Genomic DNA, 17,689 nt, shown 5'->3' with positions numbered 1-17,689 from the left:
TTTCGACCTTTCTCCTAGTCATACCGGATATTCGCCGCAGCATGGAAACCCCTGCCTGCCTGCCTCGTTCAAGCGATATGGCTTCCCAATCCGTTCTGTTCGTGTGTCTCGGCAACATTTGCCGCTCCCCCCTTGCCGAAGCGGCCTTCCGGCGCGCGGCTGAAAATGCGGGCCTCGACGTGAAGGTCGATAGTGCCGGGACCGCTGGCTATCACGTCGGCGAGCCGCCTGATCCGCGCAGTATCGATCAGGCCCGCAGCGAAGGGATCGACATCACCGGCTATCGCGGCCGCCAGCTGGCAGCAGAAGATTTTCACGAGTTCGACTTCATCATCGGCATGGACCGCTCGAACATGCAGGACATCGCGCGGCGCGACCCGGGCAATGGCAAAGCGAAAACCGCCATGCTGCTCGATATCGTGCCCGGGCAGGAAGGACGCGAAGTCGGCGATCCCTACTACGGCGGCGCTGACGGATTTGCCGTTACCTGGAGCGAAGTCGATGCCGGGGCCCAGGCGCTGGTCGCGGTGATGTTGTCCGAAAATGGCGGATGAAGACAAGCGCCGCGCGCGCTCGGTTCCCTCTTCCCGCATAGGAAGGCTGGCAGGCTTCGGCGGTCTTGCCGGAGGCATGGTCGCAGGCGCGCTAGGCGAAGGTGCGAGGCGCCTTGCCGCAGGCGAGCGCCCCAGCATGGATCAGATGCTGCTGACGCCGGGCAATGCCAAACGCCTTGCCGATCGGCTCGCACATATGCGCGGCGCGGCGATGAAATTGGGCCAGATGATCTCGATGGACGCAGGCGATGTCCTGCCGCCCGAACTTGCCGCCATCCTCGCCCGCCTGCGCGAACAGGCCGATTTCATGCCGCCGCGCCAGCTCGACAAGGTTCTTGCCGAACAATGGGGTAAGGATTGGCGCAAGCTATTCCGACGGTTCGAGCCGAGGCCTATCGCGGCCGCATCCATCGGCCAGGTCCACCGTGCGCTGACCCGCGACGGCAAGACCATGGCGATCAAGGTCCAGTATCCCGGCATCGCACAGAGCATAGAATCCGATGTCGACAATGTTGCCGGGCTGCTCAGGATGACGGGCCTCCTGCCCGAAGAACTCGACATTGCGCCGATGCTCGCTGCAGCGAAGGCCCAATTGCGCGAGGAAGCGGATTACGAGCGCGAAGGCCGCATGATGCAATGCTATGCCGAATTGCTCGAGGGCGATGATCGTTTTGCCCTGCCGACGCTCGATCCCGCACTCACACGCTCGCAGATCCTGGCGATGAGTTTCGAGGAAGGGCGCCCGATCGAGGCCCTTGCGGACGAGCCGCAGGATGTGCGCGATACTGCCTTTTCCAATCTCATCGAACTGGTCGGGCGCGAACTGTTCGATTTCGGGTTCATGCAAACCGATCCCAACTTCGCGAACTACCGCTATCGTGCGGATACCGGCCAGATCGTGCTGCTGGATTTCGGTGCGGCGAGGATGGTCGATCCCGCGATATCGGCCGACTACCGCAGATTGCTGGAAGCGGGACTTGCCCAAGATCGCCCGCGCGTACGCGACGAGGCGGTCGCTGCCGGTTTCATCGCCCCGCAGGCAATCGAGCGCCACCCCGAACGCATCGACCGCGCCATCGATATCGTGGTTACGGAAATGTCGCGCGAGGGAAAGCTGGATTTCGGCGACCGCGCCTTCGTCCCGCAAATCCGCAACGAGGTCATGCCGATCGCGAAGGACAAGGCCAGCTGGCACCTGCCTCCCCCCGAAACGCTCTTCGTCCAGCGCAAGGTCAGCGGTACTGCCCTGCTCAGTGCAAAGCTCGGCGCGCGGGTGGATGTCCGCGGGATCGTCCAGCGGATTCTCACGGAGACAGCATGACGGAGGAGCAGCTCGCGACGATCGAAGCGATCTGCGGTGCTGCTGTCGAGAATATCGAGCGCTTCCCCGGCGGCGATATCTCTGGTGCATCTGCGGTCAGACTGGCCGATGGTCGCAAACTCGTGGCAAAATACGGCCCCGTCGTTGCGGTAGAAGCCGGAATGCTGCGCGCAATGCAGGCAGCTTCCACTCCTTCGCCAAGGGTAATCGGCTGCCGCGATGATGTAATCGTTATAGAGCATCTCGTAGCGGATGGCGCCTTCCAGAATGCATGGGATAGCCTTGCCGAAGCGCTCTTCGGATTGGGCGAGCTGACCAGCGAGAGTTACGGCTGGCACGAAGATTATGCCCTGCGTCACGTCCAAGTTGAGAATTCGCCATGCGACAGCTGGTCGCGCTTCTGGGCGGAGCGGCGCCTGGCATGCCATGTTTCGCATCTCGAGCCATCACTGGGCAGGCGGATCGAGAAGCTGGCCGATGCGCTGGAAGAGATCATTCCGGCAAAGCCTGTCGCAACTTTCGTGCATGGAGACTTGTGGGGTGGCAACGTGCTGGCATCGGGCAACCGGATAACCGGGCTTATCGATCCTTGCGCCTGCTGGGGTGACCGCGAGGTCGACGCGGCGAGCCTGACTGTGTTCGATCATCCTCCAGAGAGTTTCTTCGCCGCGCTCGACCTTGAATCGGGGTGGCGCGAACGGCAGCCCGTCTACCGGCTGTGGATGTGGCTGCTTCACGTGAGGCTGTTCGGCGACAGCTACCGGCCCGCCGTCGAGCGCGAGCTCGATACGCTGGGCTTCTAGCCTCCCCTAAGGGTCTTAACGCCGAAATCGCGTTCGAAGAGGTAGAGCAGGATCCGCGCAGCCTCCCCGCGCTTGCCCTCCAGCCCGCCGTCGCGTTCCATCAGAAGGCGCGCATCGTCGTGGGCCTTGGGCAAAAGCTCCGTGATCTGTTCGAAACTGGCGATCGTGAAAGGCGTGTCGCCGGACTGCCGCGTGCCGAGCAACTCGCCGCCACCGCGAAGGCGCAGGTCTTCTTCGGCAAGCAGGAAGCCGTCCTGCGTCTCCCGCATCAGCGCCAGCCGTTTCTGCGCCGTTTCGGACAGGTTTTCGCCGTGGAGGAGAACGCAAAAGCTCTTCTCGCTCCCGCGCCCGACGCGCCCACGAAGCTGGTGCAACTGCGCCAGTCCGAAGCGTTCAGCCTGCTCGATGACCATCAGCGTCGCGTTGGGAACGTCGACCCCTACCTCGATGACCGTAGTTGCCACCAGCAGGCGCGCCTCGCCGCGCGCGAAGCGCTCCATGGCGGCGTCCTTCATTTCCGGTGCCAGCTGGCCGTGGACCATCACCACGTCGTTGCCGAACCGCTCCTTCAGCGAGGCATAGCGCGCCTCGGCGGCGGCGATTTCCTCTGGCCCGTCCATTTCGCGGACCATCGGGCAGACCCAGAAGGCCTGCCTTCCCTGCTCGAATTGCGCGGCCAGCCGTTCCGCCAGCGCGGGAATCTTGTCCTGCCCCATGACCACGGTGTCGATCGACTGGCGACCGGGCGGAAGCTCGTCCAGCTTGCTCACATCGAGCTCGCCATACTGGGCAAGCGTCAGCGTGCGCGGGATCGGCGTTGCGGTCATGGCGAGCACATGCGGGGCGCGTTTGCCCTTGCTCGCCAGCATCAGCCGCTGCCCGACCCCGAACCGGTGCTGTTCGTCGATCACGACCATGGCCAGATTGCGATAGGCCACCTTGTCCTGGAAAATCGCGTGGGTTCCGACGACTATGTCGATGCTGCCATCGAGCAGCCCCATCAGCGTCCCCTCGCGTGCCTTGCCCTTGTCGCGCCCCGTGAGGAGCGCGACCTGCGCTCCGGTCGGCTCCGCCATGCGGCGCAGGCTTTCGTAGTGCTGGCGGGCGAGGATTTCAGTCGGCGCCAGTAAGGCGGCCTGCGCCCCTGCCTCCACCGCGATCAGCATTGCCTCAAGCGCGACGACCGTCTTGCCCGCACCGACATCGCCCTGGAGCAGGCGCAGCATGGGGGCTTCCTGCGCCATATCGCCTTCGATTTCGGCAATGGACCGCTTCTGCGCACCCGTGAGCGGGAACGGCAGGTCCAGCTTTCCGCGATAGCTGCCATCGCCCTGCAACGGCTGGCCTTTGCGTTTGCGGTTGTCCGCGCGCACCAGCATCAGCGCCAGCGCATTGGCCAGCAATTCGTCGTAAGCCAACCGGTCGCGCGCCGCCTTGTGTTCGCCCTTGTGCGCAAGGCGCATGGCCTCCTGCCAGGCGGGCCAGTCATGCTTGTCGACCTGCGTCGGCTCGATCCATTCCGGCAAGTCGGGACAGCGATCCAGCGCCTGCCCGACCAGCCCTGCGACTTTCGGCTGCGTCAGGCCTTCCGACAGGCGATAGACCGGCTCGCACAATCGCTGGAGAGTATCGCCGCCCTCCTCCACCACATGGTCGGGATGGACCATCTGGAGCATATCGCCATACCGTTCCAGCTTGCCCGCTACCCAGCGGGTCTCGCCCACCGGGAGCTGCTTCTTCGCGGTATAGGAAGCGCGGCCGAAATAGGTGATCGCCAGCACATTGCCGATGCTGTCCTGCGCCAGAACACGGTAAGGCGCGCGCGGCGACCTGCCGCCGCGATGTTCTGTCACCGTCAGGCGAATGACGATGTTTTCGCCCTCACCCGCTTCATCCAGCGTTTCGACCGCGCGGCGCGTGACGAAGCGATCCGGCAAGTGATAGGCGACATCCCTGATCCGGGTGAGCCCAAGCTTCTCGAGCGGCTTCTTCAGCTTCGGACCCACGCCGTCCAGCGTGTCGGTTTCGGCAAACAGGGGATTGAGCACGTCGGGCCGCATAGTGATTTGCGCTATAGCCGCTTGCGCGCATTTGGCGAGTGCCCTACCCGCGCAGCCATGGCAGAATTGCTCACCTTCGACGGCAGGAAACAGCGCGCCCGGTTTCGCGCCTGGCACCGCGGCACCCGCGAAGCAGACTACATGATCGGCGGTTTCTTCGACCGGTATCACGCCGATTGGGGCGCGGAAGAGCTTGGCTGGTTCGAGGCGCTCCTCGAAGAAGACGACGTCGACGTGATGGCATGGGCGCTTAAGACCCAGCCCACACCGCCGCGTTTCGAAGGCCCGCTGATGGCCAAGATGCAAGAGCTCGATTACGTCGATATTCCGCGTTGAGCGCGCAATAGTGCGTTGACGGGAACACGCGGCGCGTTATCGCGCTGTCCCTTCAATGCCCGACCTTTCCCGCATCCTCAAAGCTCGCCAGCCTCTGACGCTGGCCCAGGTGGCGCGCGGCGCGCAGCCGCTGGTAATGGCCGACCTCGCGCGGGCCAGCACCGGACGCGCGGTTTTCATCGCGCCCGACGATGCGGCGATGAGAGCCGTGACGGATGCCGCGCATTTCTTCGCGCCGGAACTGGAAGTCATCGAATTTCCTGCGTGGGATTCGCTCCCCTATGACCGCGCAAGTCCGGCGCTCTCGGTCAGCGCGAAACGCCTGGCCGCCCTGCACCGCTTGCAGACGGGCAAGGCGAACGCCCAGCTGGTCGTCACAACCGCAAATGCCGTGCTCCAGCGCGTGCTTACGCCGTTTCGCATTCGCGAGAGCGTGCGCGAGTTCAAGCCCGGCACCGAGATCGGGCGCGAAAGCCTGTCGCTGCTGCTCCAAAAGCAGGGCTACAGCCGCACTGACACCGTTATCGACAAGGGCGAATACGCCATCCGCGGCTCAATCGTGGACGTGTTCCCCTCCGGCATGGACGAGGCGCTGCGCCTCGATTTCTTCGGCGACGAGCTGGAATCGCTGCGCAGCTTCGATCCGAATACGCAGATGAGCACCGGGCGGCTGGGCAATCACTTGCTGCTGCCCGCCAGCGAGGCGCTGCTCGACGAAGACAGTATCAAGCGTTTCCGCAGCCGGTATCGCGAAATGTTCGGCGCAAATGCGACGCAGGACCCGCTTTACGAAGCGGTCAGCGACGGCCGGCGGCTTGCGGGGATGGAGCACTGGCTCCCGCTGTTCGAAGAGCGCCTGACGACGCTGTTCGATCACCTGGGTGACGACGATCTGGTCGTGATCGACCAGGCATCGCTCGCCGCTGCGGAAGAGCGCATCGGCGATGTGTCCGATTATTACGAGCAGCGCACGGCGACCACGGGTCAGGCCAAGGGCAATTACCGACCGCTCAAGCCCGAAGCGCTTTACCTTACGCACGACGAATTCAAGACCGCCCTGGCCGACGCCCCCGCCCACCGCGCGACGCCCTTCGACGAGCCGGAGAGCGAGAGCGTCGTCGGCTTCGGCTTCCGTTCGGGACGCGATTTCGCACCCGAGCGGGCACGCGGCGACAATGTCTATCCGGCGCTTGCCGATCACCTCAAATCGCTCGGCAATGCGGGCAAGCGTCCGCTGCTCGCGACCTATTCGACCGGCAGCCGTTCGCGCATTGCCTCGATCCTCGAAGAAGCGGGCCAGCCTGTCGCGCTTGCGGACAGCTGGCAGGAAGCGCTGGGACTGTCGGCGAAAGGCAAGCCAGCCGCAATGGTGCTGCCGCTTGAGGCCAGCTTCGCCAATGACGAGATGGAACTGCTCACAGAGCAGGACATTCTCGGCGACCGCCTCGTGCGCCGCAAGAAGAAGCGCAAGGACGCCGACGCCTTCCTGGCGGAACTTCAGGCGCTCTCCGTTGGCGACCTGATCGTCCACACCGAGCACGGCATCGGCAAGTATCTCGGCCTCGAACCGATCGCGGTGGGCAAGTCGAAGCACGACTGCGTCCAGCTCGAATATCGCGGCGGCGACAAGCTGTTCATCCCGGTCGAGAATATCGACGTACTCAGCCGCTATGGTTCGTCCGAAGAAGCGGTCCAGCTGGACCGGCTCGGCGGCGAGGCATGGCAGAAGCGCCGGGCGCGCCTGAAGGAACGTATCCGCGAGATCGCGGGCGAACTCATGCAGGTTGCAGCCCAGCGCGCGCTCAAGAAAGCGCCGGTGCTGGAAGTGGAGGAAGGACCCTACAACCAGTTTCTCGACCGCTTCCAGTACGAGGAAACCGACGATCAGGACCGCGCCATCGCCGACGTGCTGTCGGACCTCGAAAGCGGCAGGCCGATGGACCGGCTGGTGTGCGGCGATGTCGGCTTCGGCAAGACCGAGGTCGCGCTGCGCGCCGCATTCGTCGCCGCCATGAACGGACAGCAGGTCGCCGTGGTCGCCCCGACCACCCTCCTCGCCCGCCAGCATTTCGAGAACTTCAGCCAGCGCTTCAACGGCTTCCCGCTCAAGGTCGGCCGCCTGTCGCGCCTCGTTTCCGCCAAGGAAATGAAGGAAACGCGCGAGGGGCTGGAGAAAGGCGATATCGACATCGTCGTCGGCACCCATGCGATCCTGTCGAAGAACACCAAGTTCAAGGAACTCGGCCTCGTCATCGTCGACGAGGAGCAACGCTTCGGCGTCACGCACAAGGAAAAGCTCAAGCAGCTGCGCGCGGACGTGCATATGCTTACCCTGACCGCCACGCCGATCCCGCGCACCTTGCAGATGGCGATGACGGGCCTGCGCGAACTTTCGACCATCCAGACCCCGCCCGTCGACCGGCTGGCAGTACGTACTTACGTGATGGAATGGGACGACATGGTGATGCGCGAAGCCCTGCTGCGCGAACACCATCGCGGCGGGCAGAGCTTCATCGTCGTGCCCCGCATATCCGATATGGAGGCCATTTCGGACTGGCTGCACGAGAACGTGCCCGAAGTGAAATTCGTGTCCGCACACGGCCAGATGAGCGCAGGTGAAATCGAAGAGCGCATGAGCGCGTTCTACGAAGGCAAGTACGATGTCTTGCTCGCGACCACGATCGTCGAAAGCGGTCTCGACCTTCCGAGCGCGAACACGATCATCATCCACCGTGCCGATATCTTCGGGCTGGCCCAGCTATACCAGCTGCGCGGCCGCGTTGGTCGCGCGAAGCTTCGCGCCTACGCCTATCTGACGTACGAGAAGGACACGCAGCTTTCCGAAGTCGCAGAAAAACGCCTCAAGGTACTCGGAGATCTCGACAGCCTCGGTGCAGGCTTCCAACTCGCCAGCCACGACCTCGACATCCGTGGGGCCGGTAACCTCCTGGGCGACGAGCAGTCGGGCCATATCCGCGAAGTCGGCTTCGAACTCTACCAGTCGATGCTGGAAGACGCGATTCTTGCTGCCAAGGCCGGCGAGATGGGCCTAGAAGCCAAGCCGGAGACCGTCAGCCCGCAGATCACGGTCGATGCCCCGATCATGATCCCCGAGGAATACGTCCCCGACCTGGCGGTACGCATGGCCCTGTATCGCCGCCTCAACGACGCCGAAAATGCCGCCGAGATCGAGGCGCTTGCCGCCGAGATGATCGACCGTTTCGGCCCGCTGCCCTCGGCCACGGAGAACCTCGTCAGGCTGATCAGGATCAAGCTGCAGGCAATCGAAGCCAATATCGCCAAGATCGATGTCGGCGCCGCAGGCACGCTGGTTACCTTCCACAAGGATAACTTCCCCGACGGCCCCGGCCTCATCGCCTATGTCGATCGTCTCCAGGGCACCGCAAAACTGCGGCCGGACATGAAGCTGGTGATCAGCCGGGTCTGGAGCTCGCCGGAAAGCAGGCTCAACGGCCTGTTCCAGCTGACAAAGGGCCTGTCCGGGATCGCGCGCAAGGCTCGCAAGCGCGAGAAAGCCTAGCTCCGGGCGAGAAAATCGAATTCCGTGGCGGTCATCGGCTCTGCACGCAGGAAACCCTGATAATACTCGCAGCCTTCCCGGGCGCAGAAATCACGCTGTTCCTCGGTTTCGATGCCTTCGACCAGCACGCTAAGGTCGAGCGCGCGGGCCATACCCATAATCGCCCGGAAAACCGCCTGGTCGCGTTCGTCGTCGAACACGCCGTCCATCATGGACCGGTCGAGCTTGATGCAGTCGAGAGAGAGGACCTTGAGGTAGCGGAAATTGCAAAAGCCTGCGCCGAAATCGTCGAGCGCTATGCGGCAGTCGAGCAGTTTCAGCTGATCGAGCACGCTCTTCACCCGGTCGAGATCGCCGAGCAGGACCTGTTCGACGATTTCCAGCGTAACCCGCTCCATCGGAAAGCCGACGGAATCGGAAAGCCGCGCAAAGTCGAGAGCGAAATTGTCTACCGCAAGATCCGCAGGCGTAATATTGAGCGACAGGCGAAGGCCTTCGGGCCAGCTGCGCGCACCCTGCAGCGCACGCTCTGCGATATGGCGGGACAGCTGTGCAGTGTGGTCGGCCCGCTCGGCAATTTGGAACAGGGCACCTGCCCCGACCTTCCCGATGACCGGATGATGCCACCGGGCCAGCGCCTCTGCGCCGATCATCGCGTCGTCTGCCAGCGAGAATTGCGGTTGGAAGAGAATCTCGATTTCGTCGCGATCGATCGCAGCCAGCAAGTCGGCCTCCAGCTCGTGGCTGGAGCGCTTGCCCTGCGCCACGACTCCGCTCGACCAGGCGATGCGCGATCCGGCGGACTGACGGTTGCGCTCTGCCAGTTCCGACAAACGATCGAGGATCGTGTCGGCATCGTCATGCTCGCTCGCACGCATCAGCGCGACACGCGGCCATAGCCGCAGGTTCGATCCGCCTTCCGGGTTCACGATAGGTCCGGCAATCGCGTCGGCCAGGGCCTCGGCTAGCCATTGCCAGCGTTCGCGGCTGCATTCTTCGCGCGCAAGCAGCATGAAATTTCCGCCGTTGAGCCGCGCGGCGAGCCAGACGCCGCTTTCCAATTCATCGGACGCGAAATGGCGGATGCGCTGGGCGACTTCGACAAGGGCTACGTCGCCGGCGCTTTCACCGAAGGCAACGTTGACGGTGTCGATCCGGCCGATCGTGATCAGCATCGCGTGGATCGGGCAGGTTCCGCCCGGTTCTGGCCATTCCGACTGCCAGCGCGCGACCGTCCGGCGCAGTTGCGCCGGGTCGGCAAGGCCCGTCAGGATGTCCTTCGTTTCGTCCATAATCGTTTCATCTGCGCGACCCATTGACCCTGCTTATCCACTCGCGCGGCAAATATTGCCAGAATTTCCGCATTTGTTGCCAAATGGGACGCTCGCCCATAGGGGTTCGCTTCAAGGGCCGTCCGGTGGATGGCTGAAAACGGGACAGGCAATGGCCGACTATAACCGACTGGCACTCTTGGTATCGGATTCGGACCGCGCGCAGGAAGCTGCGGCGGAAGTCTACCGCCCCATGGCCGACTGGGTTCCAATCGAAGAGGCGGACGCGGTTGTCGTCCTTGGCGGTGACGGGTTCATGCTCCAGAGCCTGCATTCCATGCTCGATACAGGGCGGATCATTCCGGCCTATGGCGTGAACCTGGGCACCGTCGGTTTCCTGATGAACCGGAACCGCCAGCCGGACAAGCTGCTGAGCCGCCTTGCGCGCGCCAAGGAGCTGAACATCAGCCCGCTGGCGATGGAGGCGGAAACGCAGGACGGGCGGACGGAACGGTTCTGCGCCATCAACGAAGTGTCGCTGCTGCGTGAAACCCGCCAGACCGCCAAGATCGAGGTACTGGTGGACGGCAAGGTGCGGATCAAGGAACTTGTCTGCGACGGTGTCCTGCTTTCGACCCCTGCCGGTTCGACCGCCTACAATTTGTCTGCGGACGGGCCGATCCTGCCGCTGGATTCGCAGCTCCTCGCCCTCACCCCGATTTCCGCGTTTCGTCCGCGCCGCTGGAAGGGCGCGATCCTCCCGGATCGCAGCTGCATCACCTTCCGCGTGCTTGAATCGGAGAAGCGCCCCGTTGCCGCCGTTGCCGACCAGCGCGAGCTTCGCGACGTCGCCGAAGTCCGGCTGGAGATCGCGCGCGACAAGACCCTGACGCTGCTGTTCGATCCTGGCCACACGCTCGACGAACGCATTGTGGCCGAGCAATTCCAGGTCTGAAAAGCGGCGCCGGCCAAGGCACCGGCAATTTTTTGCAAAACCCCGCTTGCCAAAGCAAATCCCCGCCCATATAGGCGCACCCCTGCCGTACAGGCTGCTCCCCGATAGCTCAGCGGTAGAGTAGGTGACTGTTAATCACTTGGTCGTTGGTTCGAATCCAACTCGGGGAGCCACTTTTCTCTTACAATCCAAAGAGTAGGCGCGCGCCCACCCACGCGGTGAGCGCGGCTGTGCCCCATCGTATCCAGCGCTGGGGAAGGTATTTGAGCGCGAGCAGGCTGCCGATCTGCCCGCCTATTGCTACCGCGACGAGCAGCGGCAGGCCCACGTCCAGCGCCGCAACGAACCTGCCATCGCCCCCCTTCAGTATCTGGCCTGCCAGCCCGAAGAGCGAATTCACAAGGATGAAGAGGCTGGCTGTCGCGGCGATGGCGCGTGCCGAATTCCATTTCAGCAGGTGCAGCAGCGGCGCGAGGAAAATGCCTCCTCCGATCCCAACAAGTCCTGCCAGATACCCGAGCGGCGCAGCGAACAGCCAGGCCCACATCCCGCGATTCCGCGATTGCCGCTCCATGTCGCGCACCGGCAACAGCATGGTCACCGCGGTCAGTAGCAGGGCCGCACCGAGCAGCGTCAGGAACGCCGTCTCCGATATCGGGGTCAGCCCTCCGAACAGCGCGGCAGGGGCGGCAATTGCGGTGAGCACACCAGCCTGACGCCACGGCGTCACCCCCGCCCTCCCAAAGCGAATGGTACTTCCAGCGACTACCACGATGTTACACGCGAGCGCGATCATCGGGAGGATGCGGTAATCTACGCCCGACAGCGCCAGCAACGCATTATAAGTCGACCCACCGCCGAAACCGACACTTGCGTAGAGCAAGGCTGTGACAAAAAACGCGATGAGGAGCGGCACCATCGCAATCACCTAGACCGCGTGCCTGTTCGCATCTAGCCTTTGAATTAGGAAGGGGATCGAATGACGGCGGACGACATCGAACTGGGCGACGGACTCGTGCGCGCCAAGGCAGAAGAAGGCGGCCTCGTCGGCGACATTACGGCCGAGGCATTCCGCAACGACCCCTTCAATCTCTGGATGCTCGGCCGCTATCCGGCCATCCGTGCGCTGTTCCGCCATCAGGCGAAGCGCATCTACGTGCCCCGGGGCTTCGTTTACCGCGCAGGGGAGGACGGCGCGTGCATGTGGGCGCTGCCCGGAACGGATACGCTTTTCACCCGCCTGGACTATTACCTCTTCGCGCTGCCGACGCTGGTCTACAGCGGGCCGGCGGCCATCGCGCGTGCAGTGAAGACCGGGGAGGCAATGGAGAAGAGCCACCCGACCTTCCCCCATGCATACCTGTTCAGCATCGGCGTAAGGCCCGAAAAGCAAGGCACGGGCCTTGGCCGCAAGCTGATCCAGCCCGTGCTGGATGCGTGCGACCGTGCGCAGATGCCCGCTTATCTGGAAAATTCGAACCCGGCGAATACCGGGTTCTATGCCTCGTGCGGGTTCGAGCCCGTTGGCGAGATCAGGCCGACGCCGGACGCGCCTCCGCTGGTGCCGATGCTCCGCCAGCCCCGCCGCTCATAGCGACGGGGCGGCAGGGCGATCAGGCTTTCGCCCCGACCGAACCGTGGCAATGCTTGTACTTGCTGCCCGAACCGCAGGGACACGGCGCGTTGCGGCTGATTTCCATGCCTGCGAAGGGATTGTCGTGCGAGGATGCACCACCCGGGCTAGCGGCCGCGCGCGGGCTTCCGGCAAGCGAACCGAACAGGTCGGCGCGGCTTTCCGAACCGTCGCCATCGGCCGAGTTGTCGGCCCCGGTGAGCGGATCGATATGGCCGGTGAGGAAATCGGGCAGTTCCGGCAATTCGACTGCCGGTAGCGGAGCGGGCTCTGCCAGTTCGATGCGCAGCAGCTTGGCTGTTACGTCTTCGCGCAGATTGTCGAGCATGCGCTGGAAGAGCGCAAAGGCTTCCTGCTTGTACTCGTTGATCGGCTGCTTCTGGGCATGGGCACGCAGCCACACGACCTGGCGCAGGGCGTCGAGGGTGGAGAGGTGTTCTTTCCACTGGTGGTCGAGTTCCTGCAGCAGCAGGCTCTTCTCGATACGGCGCCACAAGCCTGGGTCGGCATTGGCGATCTTCGCGTCCATGCGGCCGTCGGCCTCGGCGAGGATGCGCTCTTCGATGATCTCCGGCTCGATCTGGTCTTCTTCGAGCCAGTCTTCGAGCGGGAAGCTCATGCCGAAGGCCTCGTCGAGACGCGTTTTGAGTCCTTCGACGTTCCACTGTTCGGGATAGGATCCGGGCGGGCAGTTCTCCGAAACGATGGCGTTGATCGCATCGTGTCGCATGTCGACGACGACATCGTCCACCGCCTCGCTGTCCATTATCTCGGCGCGTTGTTCGTAGATGACCTTGCGCTGGTCGTTCATGACGTCGTCGTACTGCACGACCTGCTTGCGGATTTCGTAGTTGCGCGCCTCGACCTTCTTCTGCGCGGTCTCGATGGCCTTCGACAACCATTTCGAACCGATCGCCTCGCCATCTTCGAGGTTCGAGTTCATCATGCGGGCGAACAGCGTGTCCGGCCCGAAAATGCGCAGGAGATCGTCTTCCAAGCACAGATAGAAGCGGCTGAGACCCGGGTCGCCCTGACGACCGGCACGGCCGCGCAGCTGGTTGTCGATACGGCGGCTTTCGTGACGCTCCGTACCGAGGACGAACAGGCCGCCCGATGCGAGGACTTTCTCGCGTTCGGCGGCGACTTCTTCCTTGATCTTGGCGATCGCGGCGTCGCGCTCGGGGCCTTCCGGCATGTCGGCGAGCTCTTCCTCAACCCGGAACTCGACGTTACCGCCGAGCTGGATGTCGGTCCCGCGGCCAGCCATGTTGGTGGCGATGGTCACGGCGCCGGGACGACCGGCCTGCGCGACGATGTGCGCCTCACGCTCGTGCTGGCGGGCGTTGAGGACTTCGTGAACGACGCCTTCCTTCTCGAGGAATTGGCTGAGCAATTCCGATTTCTCGATCGAGACCGTACCGACGAGTACCGGCTGGCCAATCTCGTTCTTTTCGCGGATAGCCTTTGCAATCGCGGCGAACTTGTCGAGCGTGTTCTTGTAGAACTCGTCGTCCTCGTCGATGCGCTGGACGGGTACGTTGGTCGGGATCTCGACCACGTTCATCTTGTAGATGTCCCAGAATTCCGCCGCTTCGGTGGCGGCCGTACCGGTCATGCCCGACAGCTTGGGATACATGCGAAAGTAGTTCTGGAAGGTGATCGAGGCGAGCGTCTGGTTCTCCGGCTCGATCTTGACGCCTTCCTTGGCTTCCACCGCCTGGTGAAGGCCGTTCGACCAGCGGCGCCCGTCCATCATGCGGCCGGTAAATTCATCGATGATGACGACTTTCTCGTCCTTCACGATGTAATCCGTGTCCTTCTTGAACATGATGTTCGCTTTGAGCGCCTGGTCGAGGTGGTGCACGACCTGCGTGTTCTCGACGTCGTAGAGGTTGTCGGTTTCTAGGAGGCCGGTTTCCTTGAGCTTCTCCTCGATCGCGTCGGTGCCCTCTTCGGTCCAGGTAATGTTCTTCGTCTTCTCGTCCGCGTCGTACCATTCGGGATCGAGATCCTTCACGATGGCGTCGATGGAGACGTAGAGATCGGACTTGTCCTCCGTCGGACCCGAAATGATCAGCGGCGTTCGCGCCTCGTCGATCAGGATGGAATCGACCTCGTCGATTACGGCGAAATTGAAGGGGCGCTGCACCATCTGGCCGCGCTCGTGCTTCATGTTGTCGCGCAGGTAATCGAACCCAAATTCGTTGTTCGTACCGTAGGTAATGTCCGCGCCATAGGCGTCGCGGCGCTCCATCTCGTTGAGGTTCGGCACGATCACGCCGATGGTCAGGCCGAGGAACTGGTGCAAGCGGCCCATCCATTCCGCGTCGCGGCGGGCGAGGTAATCGTTGACGGTGACAACGTGGACGCCCTTGCCCTCGATCGCGTTGAGATAGGTGGCAAGCGTGGCGACCAGCGTCTTACCTTCACCGGTCCGCATTTCCGCGATTTCGCCGCGGTGGAGCACGATGCCGCCGACCATCTGCACGTCGAAGTGGCGCATGCCGAGGACGCGAACCGAGGCCTCGCGCACGGTCGCGAAGGCTTCGGGGAGGATGTCGTCCAGCGTCTTGCCGTCTTCCAGCTGGGCGCGGAACTTGTCCGTCTGGGCACGCAGTTCGTCGTCGGAAAGCTCCTGAAGCTGAGGCTCCAGCGCATTGATTTCATTAACGATCTTGCCGATCGACTTGACGTAGCGTTCGTTGGACGAACCGAAGAGGGATTTGGCGAGAATCTTGAACATGGTGGGGCGCAGGCCTCGAATGAGCGAGCTGGAATGCTGGCGAATTAAGAGAAAATGCCCGCGCACCATCGTTGGGTGCCGGGCATAAAACCGGATCTAATTGTCAGGAGTTATTCGTAAGCGCGGTCAGCGCCGAACATCACCGTGGGAATATAGATCGTGACCGGTTGCTGTTCCTTGCAGGGAGCCAGCTTGTCGGTCCGGGATTTCTGTTTGCGCTGCTTTTCCGAGCAGGGGGACTGCGCGTCCTTCGCATCGTCCTGGTCGGCGCGCTGTTCCACACCGATCCGCGTCGTGCCATCGAATGCCGCCTGTACGGGCGCACCCATGGCCGCAAGGCCGGTGAGAAGCGCAAGGAAGGCAAGAAGACGTCTGGTCATCGTCCGCCCTAGGTAATGCGTAATATGCATGGCGTCCACCCCGACTCCCTGTTTTCCCTAATTCGATGCTTGCCAGTATTTGGTGAATACAAGTTGAACTGCCATCAGTCGTCGTCGCTTAGCGGCAGCCGTTCGATTACATGAGTCAGCCGATACCGGCGCTGTTCGAGTGTTCCGTCATCGGCCCTTGGCGGCTCGAAAGTGGGCGCGACGTCGCAGGGATCAACAGACTCGTCGTCCGGCAGGCCTTCGACTTGGCACTCCTTTACCGACCCATCGCGATCGACGAGGTATTCGAGGATCACGCGGCGTTCTTTGGGCAGACTTGTCGCGCCCGGCAGGACGAAGCGAACCGACTGTTCGTATCGCGAGGCGATCGGGATGCCCTTCTCGTCGCGAGCAGGTTTGAACCGTGCGCGCTGCCTCAGCTTCTCGCAAGCGGTGCGATCAAGATCGGGAATGTCGCTGCTGACGATGATGCGACAGGCGCTGACCCGCCCGGACTTTTCGATCACCAGTTCCGTCACCACCCTGCCCTGCGTACCGCTTCGTGCCGCCCAGTTGGGGTAATCGGCGGTCGTCACCCAGGTGGCTGGATTTTCGGTCGGCTGCGCCTTTTCCGCAGGCTCTATCGGCAGTATCCGGACCGGCCGGACTGTATCGCTTTCTTGCGCCACCGCGGGTGCGGATACTGTTACAGCCAGAAGCGTGATGAATTTATACATTGCGACCCCTTCCGTATCTGCCAATCGATAAGAACTCACCGCCGCAAATACATTGGGCGAGGTATCGCGCGATACGGCTTGACGCAACCCGTCATGCGAATAAGCCACAAGCCATGGATTTAACCCCTTCCCCGCTCGCCCGGCCCTTTCCCGACATGCCGCCGATTGCCGGTGCCGAGCTGCGCGTGGCCCGCGCACGCTACAAGAATTGGGACAGGGCCGACCTTACCTTCGCCAAGCTATCGCCGGGCACAAGCATCGCAGGCGTCTTCACCAGCAGCGCCTGCGCGTCGAGCGAAGTCGAACTGGGGCGCGAGCAGGTAAAGCTCGGACAGGCGCGCGCACTTGTGGTCAATGCGGGCAATTCCAACGCCTTTACCGGTATCCGCGGGCGTGAGGCCGTCGAACAGATCATGGCGCAGGTCGCCGAGGCCCTCGATTGCAAACCCAGCGAAGTGCTGGTTTCCTCGACCGGCGTCATCGGTGTTCCCTTGCCGAAGGACAAGGCCCGCAAAGGCATCGCCGCGGTTCTTGAGGCCCCGCCCTGTAGCTGGGAAGAGGCAGCGCAGGCGATCAGCACGACGGACACTTTCACAAAGGGCGCTCACGCAGCGGCAATGCTCGGGGAAACCCGCGTCGAGATGTGCGGCATCATCAAGGGCAGCGGCATGATTGCGCCCGACATGGCCACCATGCTCGGATACATTTTCACCGATGCAGCTGTCGCCCCCGCTTTCCTTCAGGAAATGCTTTCCAGGGCCAATGCGGAGACGTTCTCGTGCATCACTGTCGATGGTGACACTTCCACCAGCGACACGGTCCTTGCCTTCGCAACGGGCAAGGCCGGCAACGCCGAACTGGCGTCCTGGGACGATGCGGGTGCAGATGCGTTCTACGCCGCCCTGCTTTCCGTTTGCCGCGAGCTAGCGCAATTCGTCGTGCGCGATGGTGAAGGGGCGCAGAAGCTTATCGAAATTGCCGTCACCGGAGCAGTCAGCGACGACAGCGCTCGCCGGGTCGCCCTTTCCATCGCCAATTCGCCGCTGGTGAAGACCGCGATTGCAGGAGGGGATGCCAATTGGGGCCGGGTCGTGATGGCGGTCGGCAAGGCCGGGGAGCCGGCCGACAGGGACCGCCTGTCCATCGGGTTCGGCGGCGTGTGGGCGGCCAGAGATGGGCAACCCCTGGCGGACTACGACGAGGCGCCCGTCGCAAAACACCTCGAGGGCCAAGAAGTACGGATGGATGTCGACCTTGGCATGGGTGATGGCAAGGCCACCGTGTGGACCTGCGATCTGACGCATGGCTACATCTCGATCAACGCGGATTACCGCTCTTGAATGCGCTAGACCGCCAGATCAGGTCTT

14 protein-coding genes and 1 tRNA gene are annotated in these 17,689 nt (G+C 63.0%); 9 read left to right on the top strand and 6 right to left on the bottom strand.

The features are described 5' to 3' along the window. Positions 1-77 precede the first annotated feature (77 nt). From CVE41_RS12660 to CVE41_RS12650, 3 genes are read left to right on the top strand one after another with little or no spacing between them, the layout of a single operon-like run. The gene (locus tag CVE41_RS12660; protein WP_100261523.1) at positions 78-554 is read left to right on the top strand and encodes a low molecular weight protein-tyrosine-phosphatase; all 477 of its coding nucleotides are present in this window, start codon (positions 78-80) and stop codon (positions 552-554) included. Next, positions 544-1,875: an ABC1 kinase family protein gene (locus CVE41_RS12655; protein WP_100260981.1), complete on the top strand. Its 1,332-nt coding sequence runs from the start codon at positions 544-546 to the stop codon at positions 1,873-1,875. The genes CVE41_RS12660 and CVE41_RS12655 overlap by 11 nt, the downstream gene beginning before the upstream one ends. Continuing rightward, positions 1,872-2,678 (top strand): fructosamine kinase family protein, encoded by an 807-nt coding sequence (locus CVE41_RS12650; RefSeq protein ID WP_100260980.1) that lies wholly within the window; start codon positions 1,872-1,874, stop codon positions 2,676-2,678. Before CVE41_RS12655 ends, CVE41_RS12650 begins: the two co-directional genes overlap by 4 nt. On the opposite strand, the gene recG is transcribed toward CVE41_RS12650, so the two are convergent. Continuing rightward, a complete protein-coding gene (recG, locus tag CVE41_RS12645; protein WP_100260979.1) occupies positions 2,675-4,738 on the bottom strand; it encodes an ATP-dependent DNA helicase RecG in 2,064 nt (687 codons plus the stop codon). The genes CVE41_RS12650 and recG overlap by 4 nt on opposite strands. A gap of 57 nt (positions 4,739-4,795) precedes the next feature. On the opposite strand from recG, the gene CVE41_RS12640 reads away from it, so the two are divergent. Both CVE41_RS12640 and mfd read left to right on the top strand, forming a co-directional pair. Then, positions 4,796-5,074 (top strand): FAD assembly factor SdhE, encoded by a 279-nt coding sequence (locus tag CVE41_RS12640; protein WP_100260978.1) that lies wholly within the window; start codon positions 4,796-4,798, stop codon positions 5,072-5,074. A 55-nt stretch (positions 5,075-5,129) separates the two neighbouring features. Further along, a complete protein-coding gene (gene mfd / locus CVE41_RS12635; RefSeq protein WP_100260977.1) occupies positions 5,130-8,615 on the top strand; it encodes a transcription-repair coupling factor in 3,486 nt (1,161 codons plus the stop codon). Here the strand turns inward: mfd and CVE41_RS12630 are convergent. Continuing rightward, complete coding sequence (locus CVE41_RS12630) at positions 8,612-9,931, bottom strand: bifunctional diguanylate cyclase/phosphodiesterase (RefSeq protein WP_100260976.1); 1,320 nt, start codon at positions 9,929-9,931, stop codon at positions 8,612-8,614. The two genes, mfd and CVE41_RS12630, sit on opposite strands and share 4 nt — an antisense overlap. A 127-nt stretch (positions 9,932-10,058) precedes the next feature. Between CVE41_RS12630 and CVE41_RS12625 the strand changes: the two genes are divergently transcribed. Together CVE41_RS12625 and CVE41_RS12620 are read left to right on the top strand one after the other, a co-directional pair. Further along, entirely contained in the window at positions 10,059-10,841 is a 783-nt protein-coding gene (locus CVE41_RS12625; protein ID WP_100260975.1) for an NAD kinase, read from the top strand. 98 nt (positions 10,842-10,939) lie between these two features. Then, a tRNA-Asn gene (locus CVE41_RS12620) sits at positions 10,940-11,014 on the top strand. An 8-nt stretch (positions 11,015-11,022) separates the two neighbouring features. On the opposite strand, the gene CVE41_RS12615 is transcribed toward CVE41_RS12620, so the two are convergent. Continuing rightward, on the bottom strand, positions 11,023-11,760 hold the full coding sequence (locus CVE41_RS12615; protein WP_100260974.1) for a sulfite exporter TauE/SafE family protein: 738 nt from the start codon (positions 11,758-11,760) through the stop codon (positions 11,023-11,025). Positions 11,761-11,820: 60 nt separating this feature from the next. Here CVE41_RS12615 and CVE41_RS12610 point away from each other — a divergent pair, with 60 nt between their 5' ends. Further along, entirely contained in the window at positions 11,821-12,435 is a 615-nt protein-coding gene (locus CVE41_RS12610) for a GNAT family N-acetyltransferase (protein ID WP_100260973.1), read from the top strand. 19 nt (positions 12,436-12,454) lie between these two features. On the opposite strand, the gene secA is transcribed toward CVE41_RS12610, so the two are convergent. The 3 genes from secA to CVE41_RS12595 all read right to left on the bottom strand — a co-directional run bounded on the left by secA (position 12,455) and on the right by CVE41_RS12595 (position 16,322). After that, positions 12,455-15,217, bottom strand: a complete 2,763-nt coding sequence (gene secA, locus CVE41_RS12605) for a preprotein translocase subunit SecA (RefSeq protein ID WP_100260972.1) — start codon at positions 15,215-15,217, stop codon at positions 12,455-12,457. Positions 15,218-15,327: 110 nt separating this feature from the next. Beyond that, positions 15,328-15,597, bottom strand: a complete 270-nt coding sequence (locus tag CVE41_RS12600) for a hypothetical protein (RefSeq protein ID WP_100260971.1) — start codon at positions 15,595-15,597, stop codon at positions 15,328-15,330. A gap of 104 nt (positions 15,598-15,701) precedes the next feature. Then, positions 15,702-16,322 (bottom strand): energy transducer TonB, encoded by a 621-nt coding sequence (locus tag CVE41_RS12595; RefSeq protein WP_100260970.1) that lies wholly within the window; start codon positions 16,320-16,322, stop codon positions 15,702-15,704. 113 nt (positions 16,323-16,435) lie between these two features. On the opposite strand from CVE41_RS12595, the gene argJ reads away from it, so the two are divergent. After that, positions 16,436-17,662, top strand: a complete 1,227-nt coding sequence (argJ, locus tag CVE41_RS12590; RefSeq protein WP_100260969.1) for a bifunctional glutamate N-acetyltransferase/amino-acid acetyltransferase ArgJ — start codon at positions 16,436-16,438, stop codon at positions 17,660-17,662. Positions 17,663-17,689: the final 27 nt, after the last annotated feature.

The sequence above is a fragment of the Qipengyuania seohaensis genome, from assembly GCF_002795865.1.
GTDB classification, from domain to species: domain Bacteria; phylum Pseudomonadota; class Alphaproteobacteria; order Sphingomonadales; family Sphingomonadaceae; genus Qipengyuania; species Qipengyuania seohaensis.
This window is presented reverse-complemented; position numbering and strand designations above follow the sequence as displayed.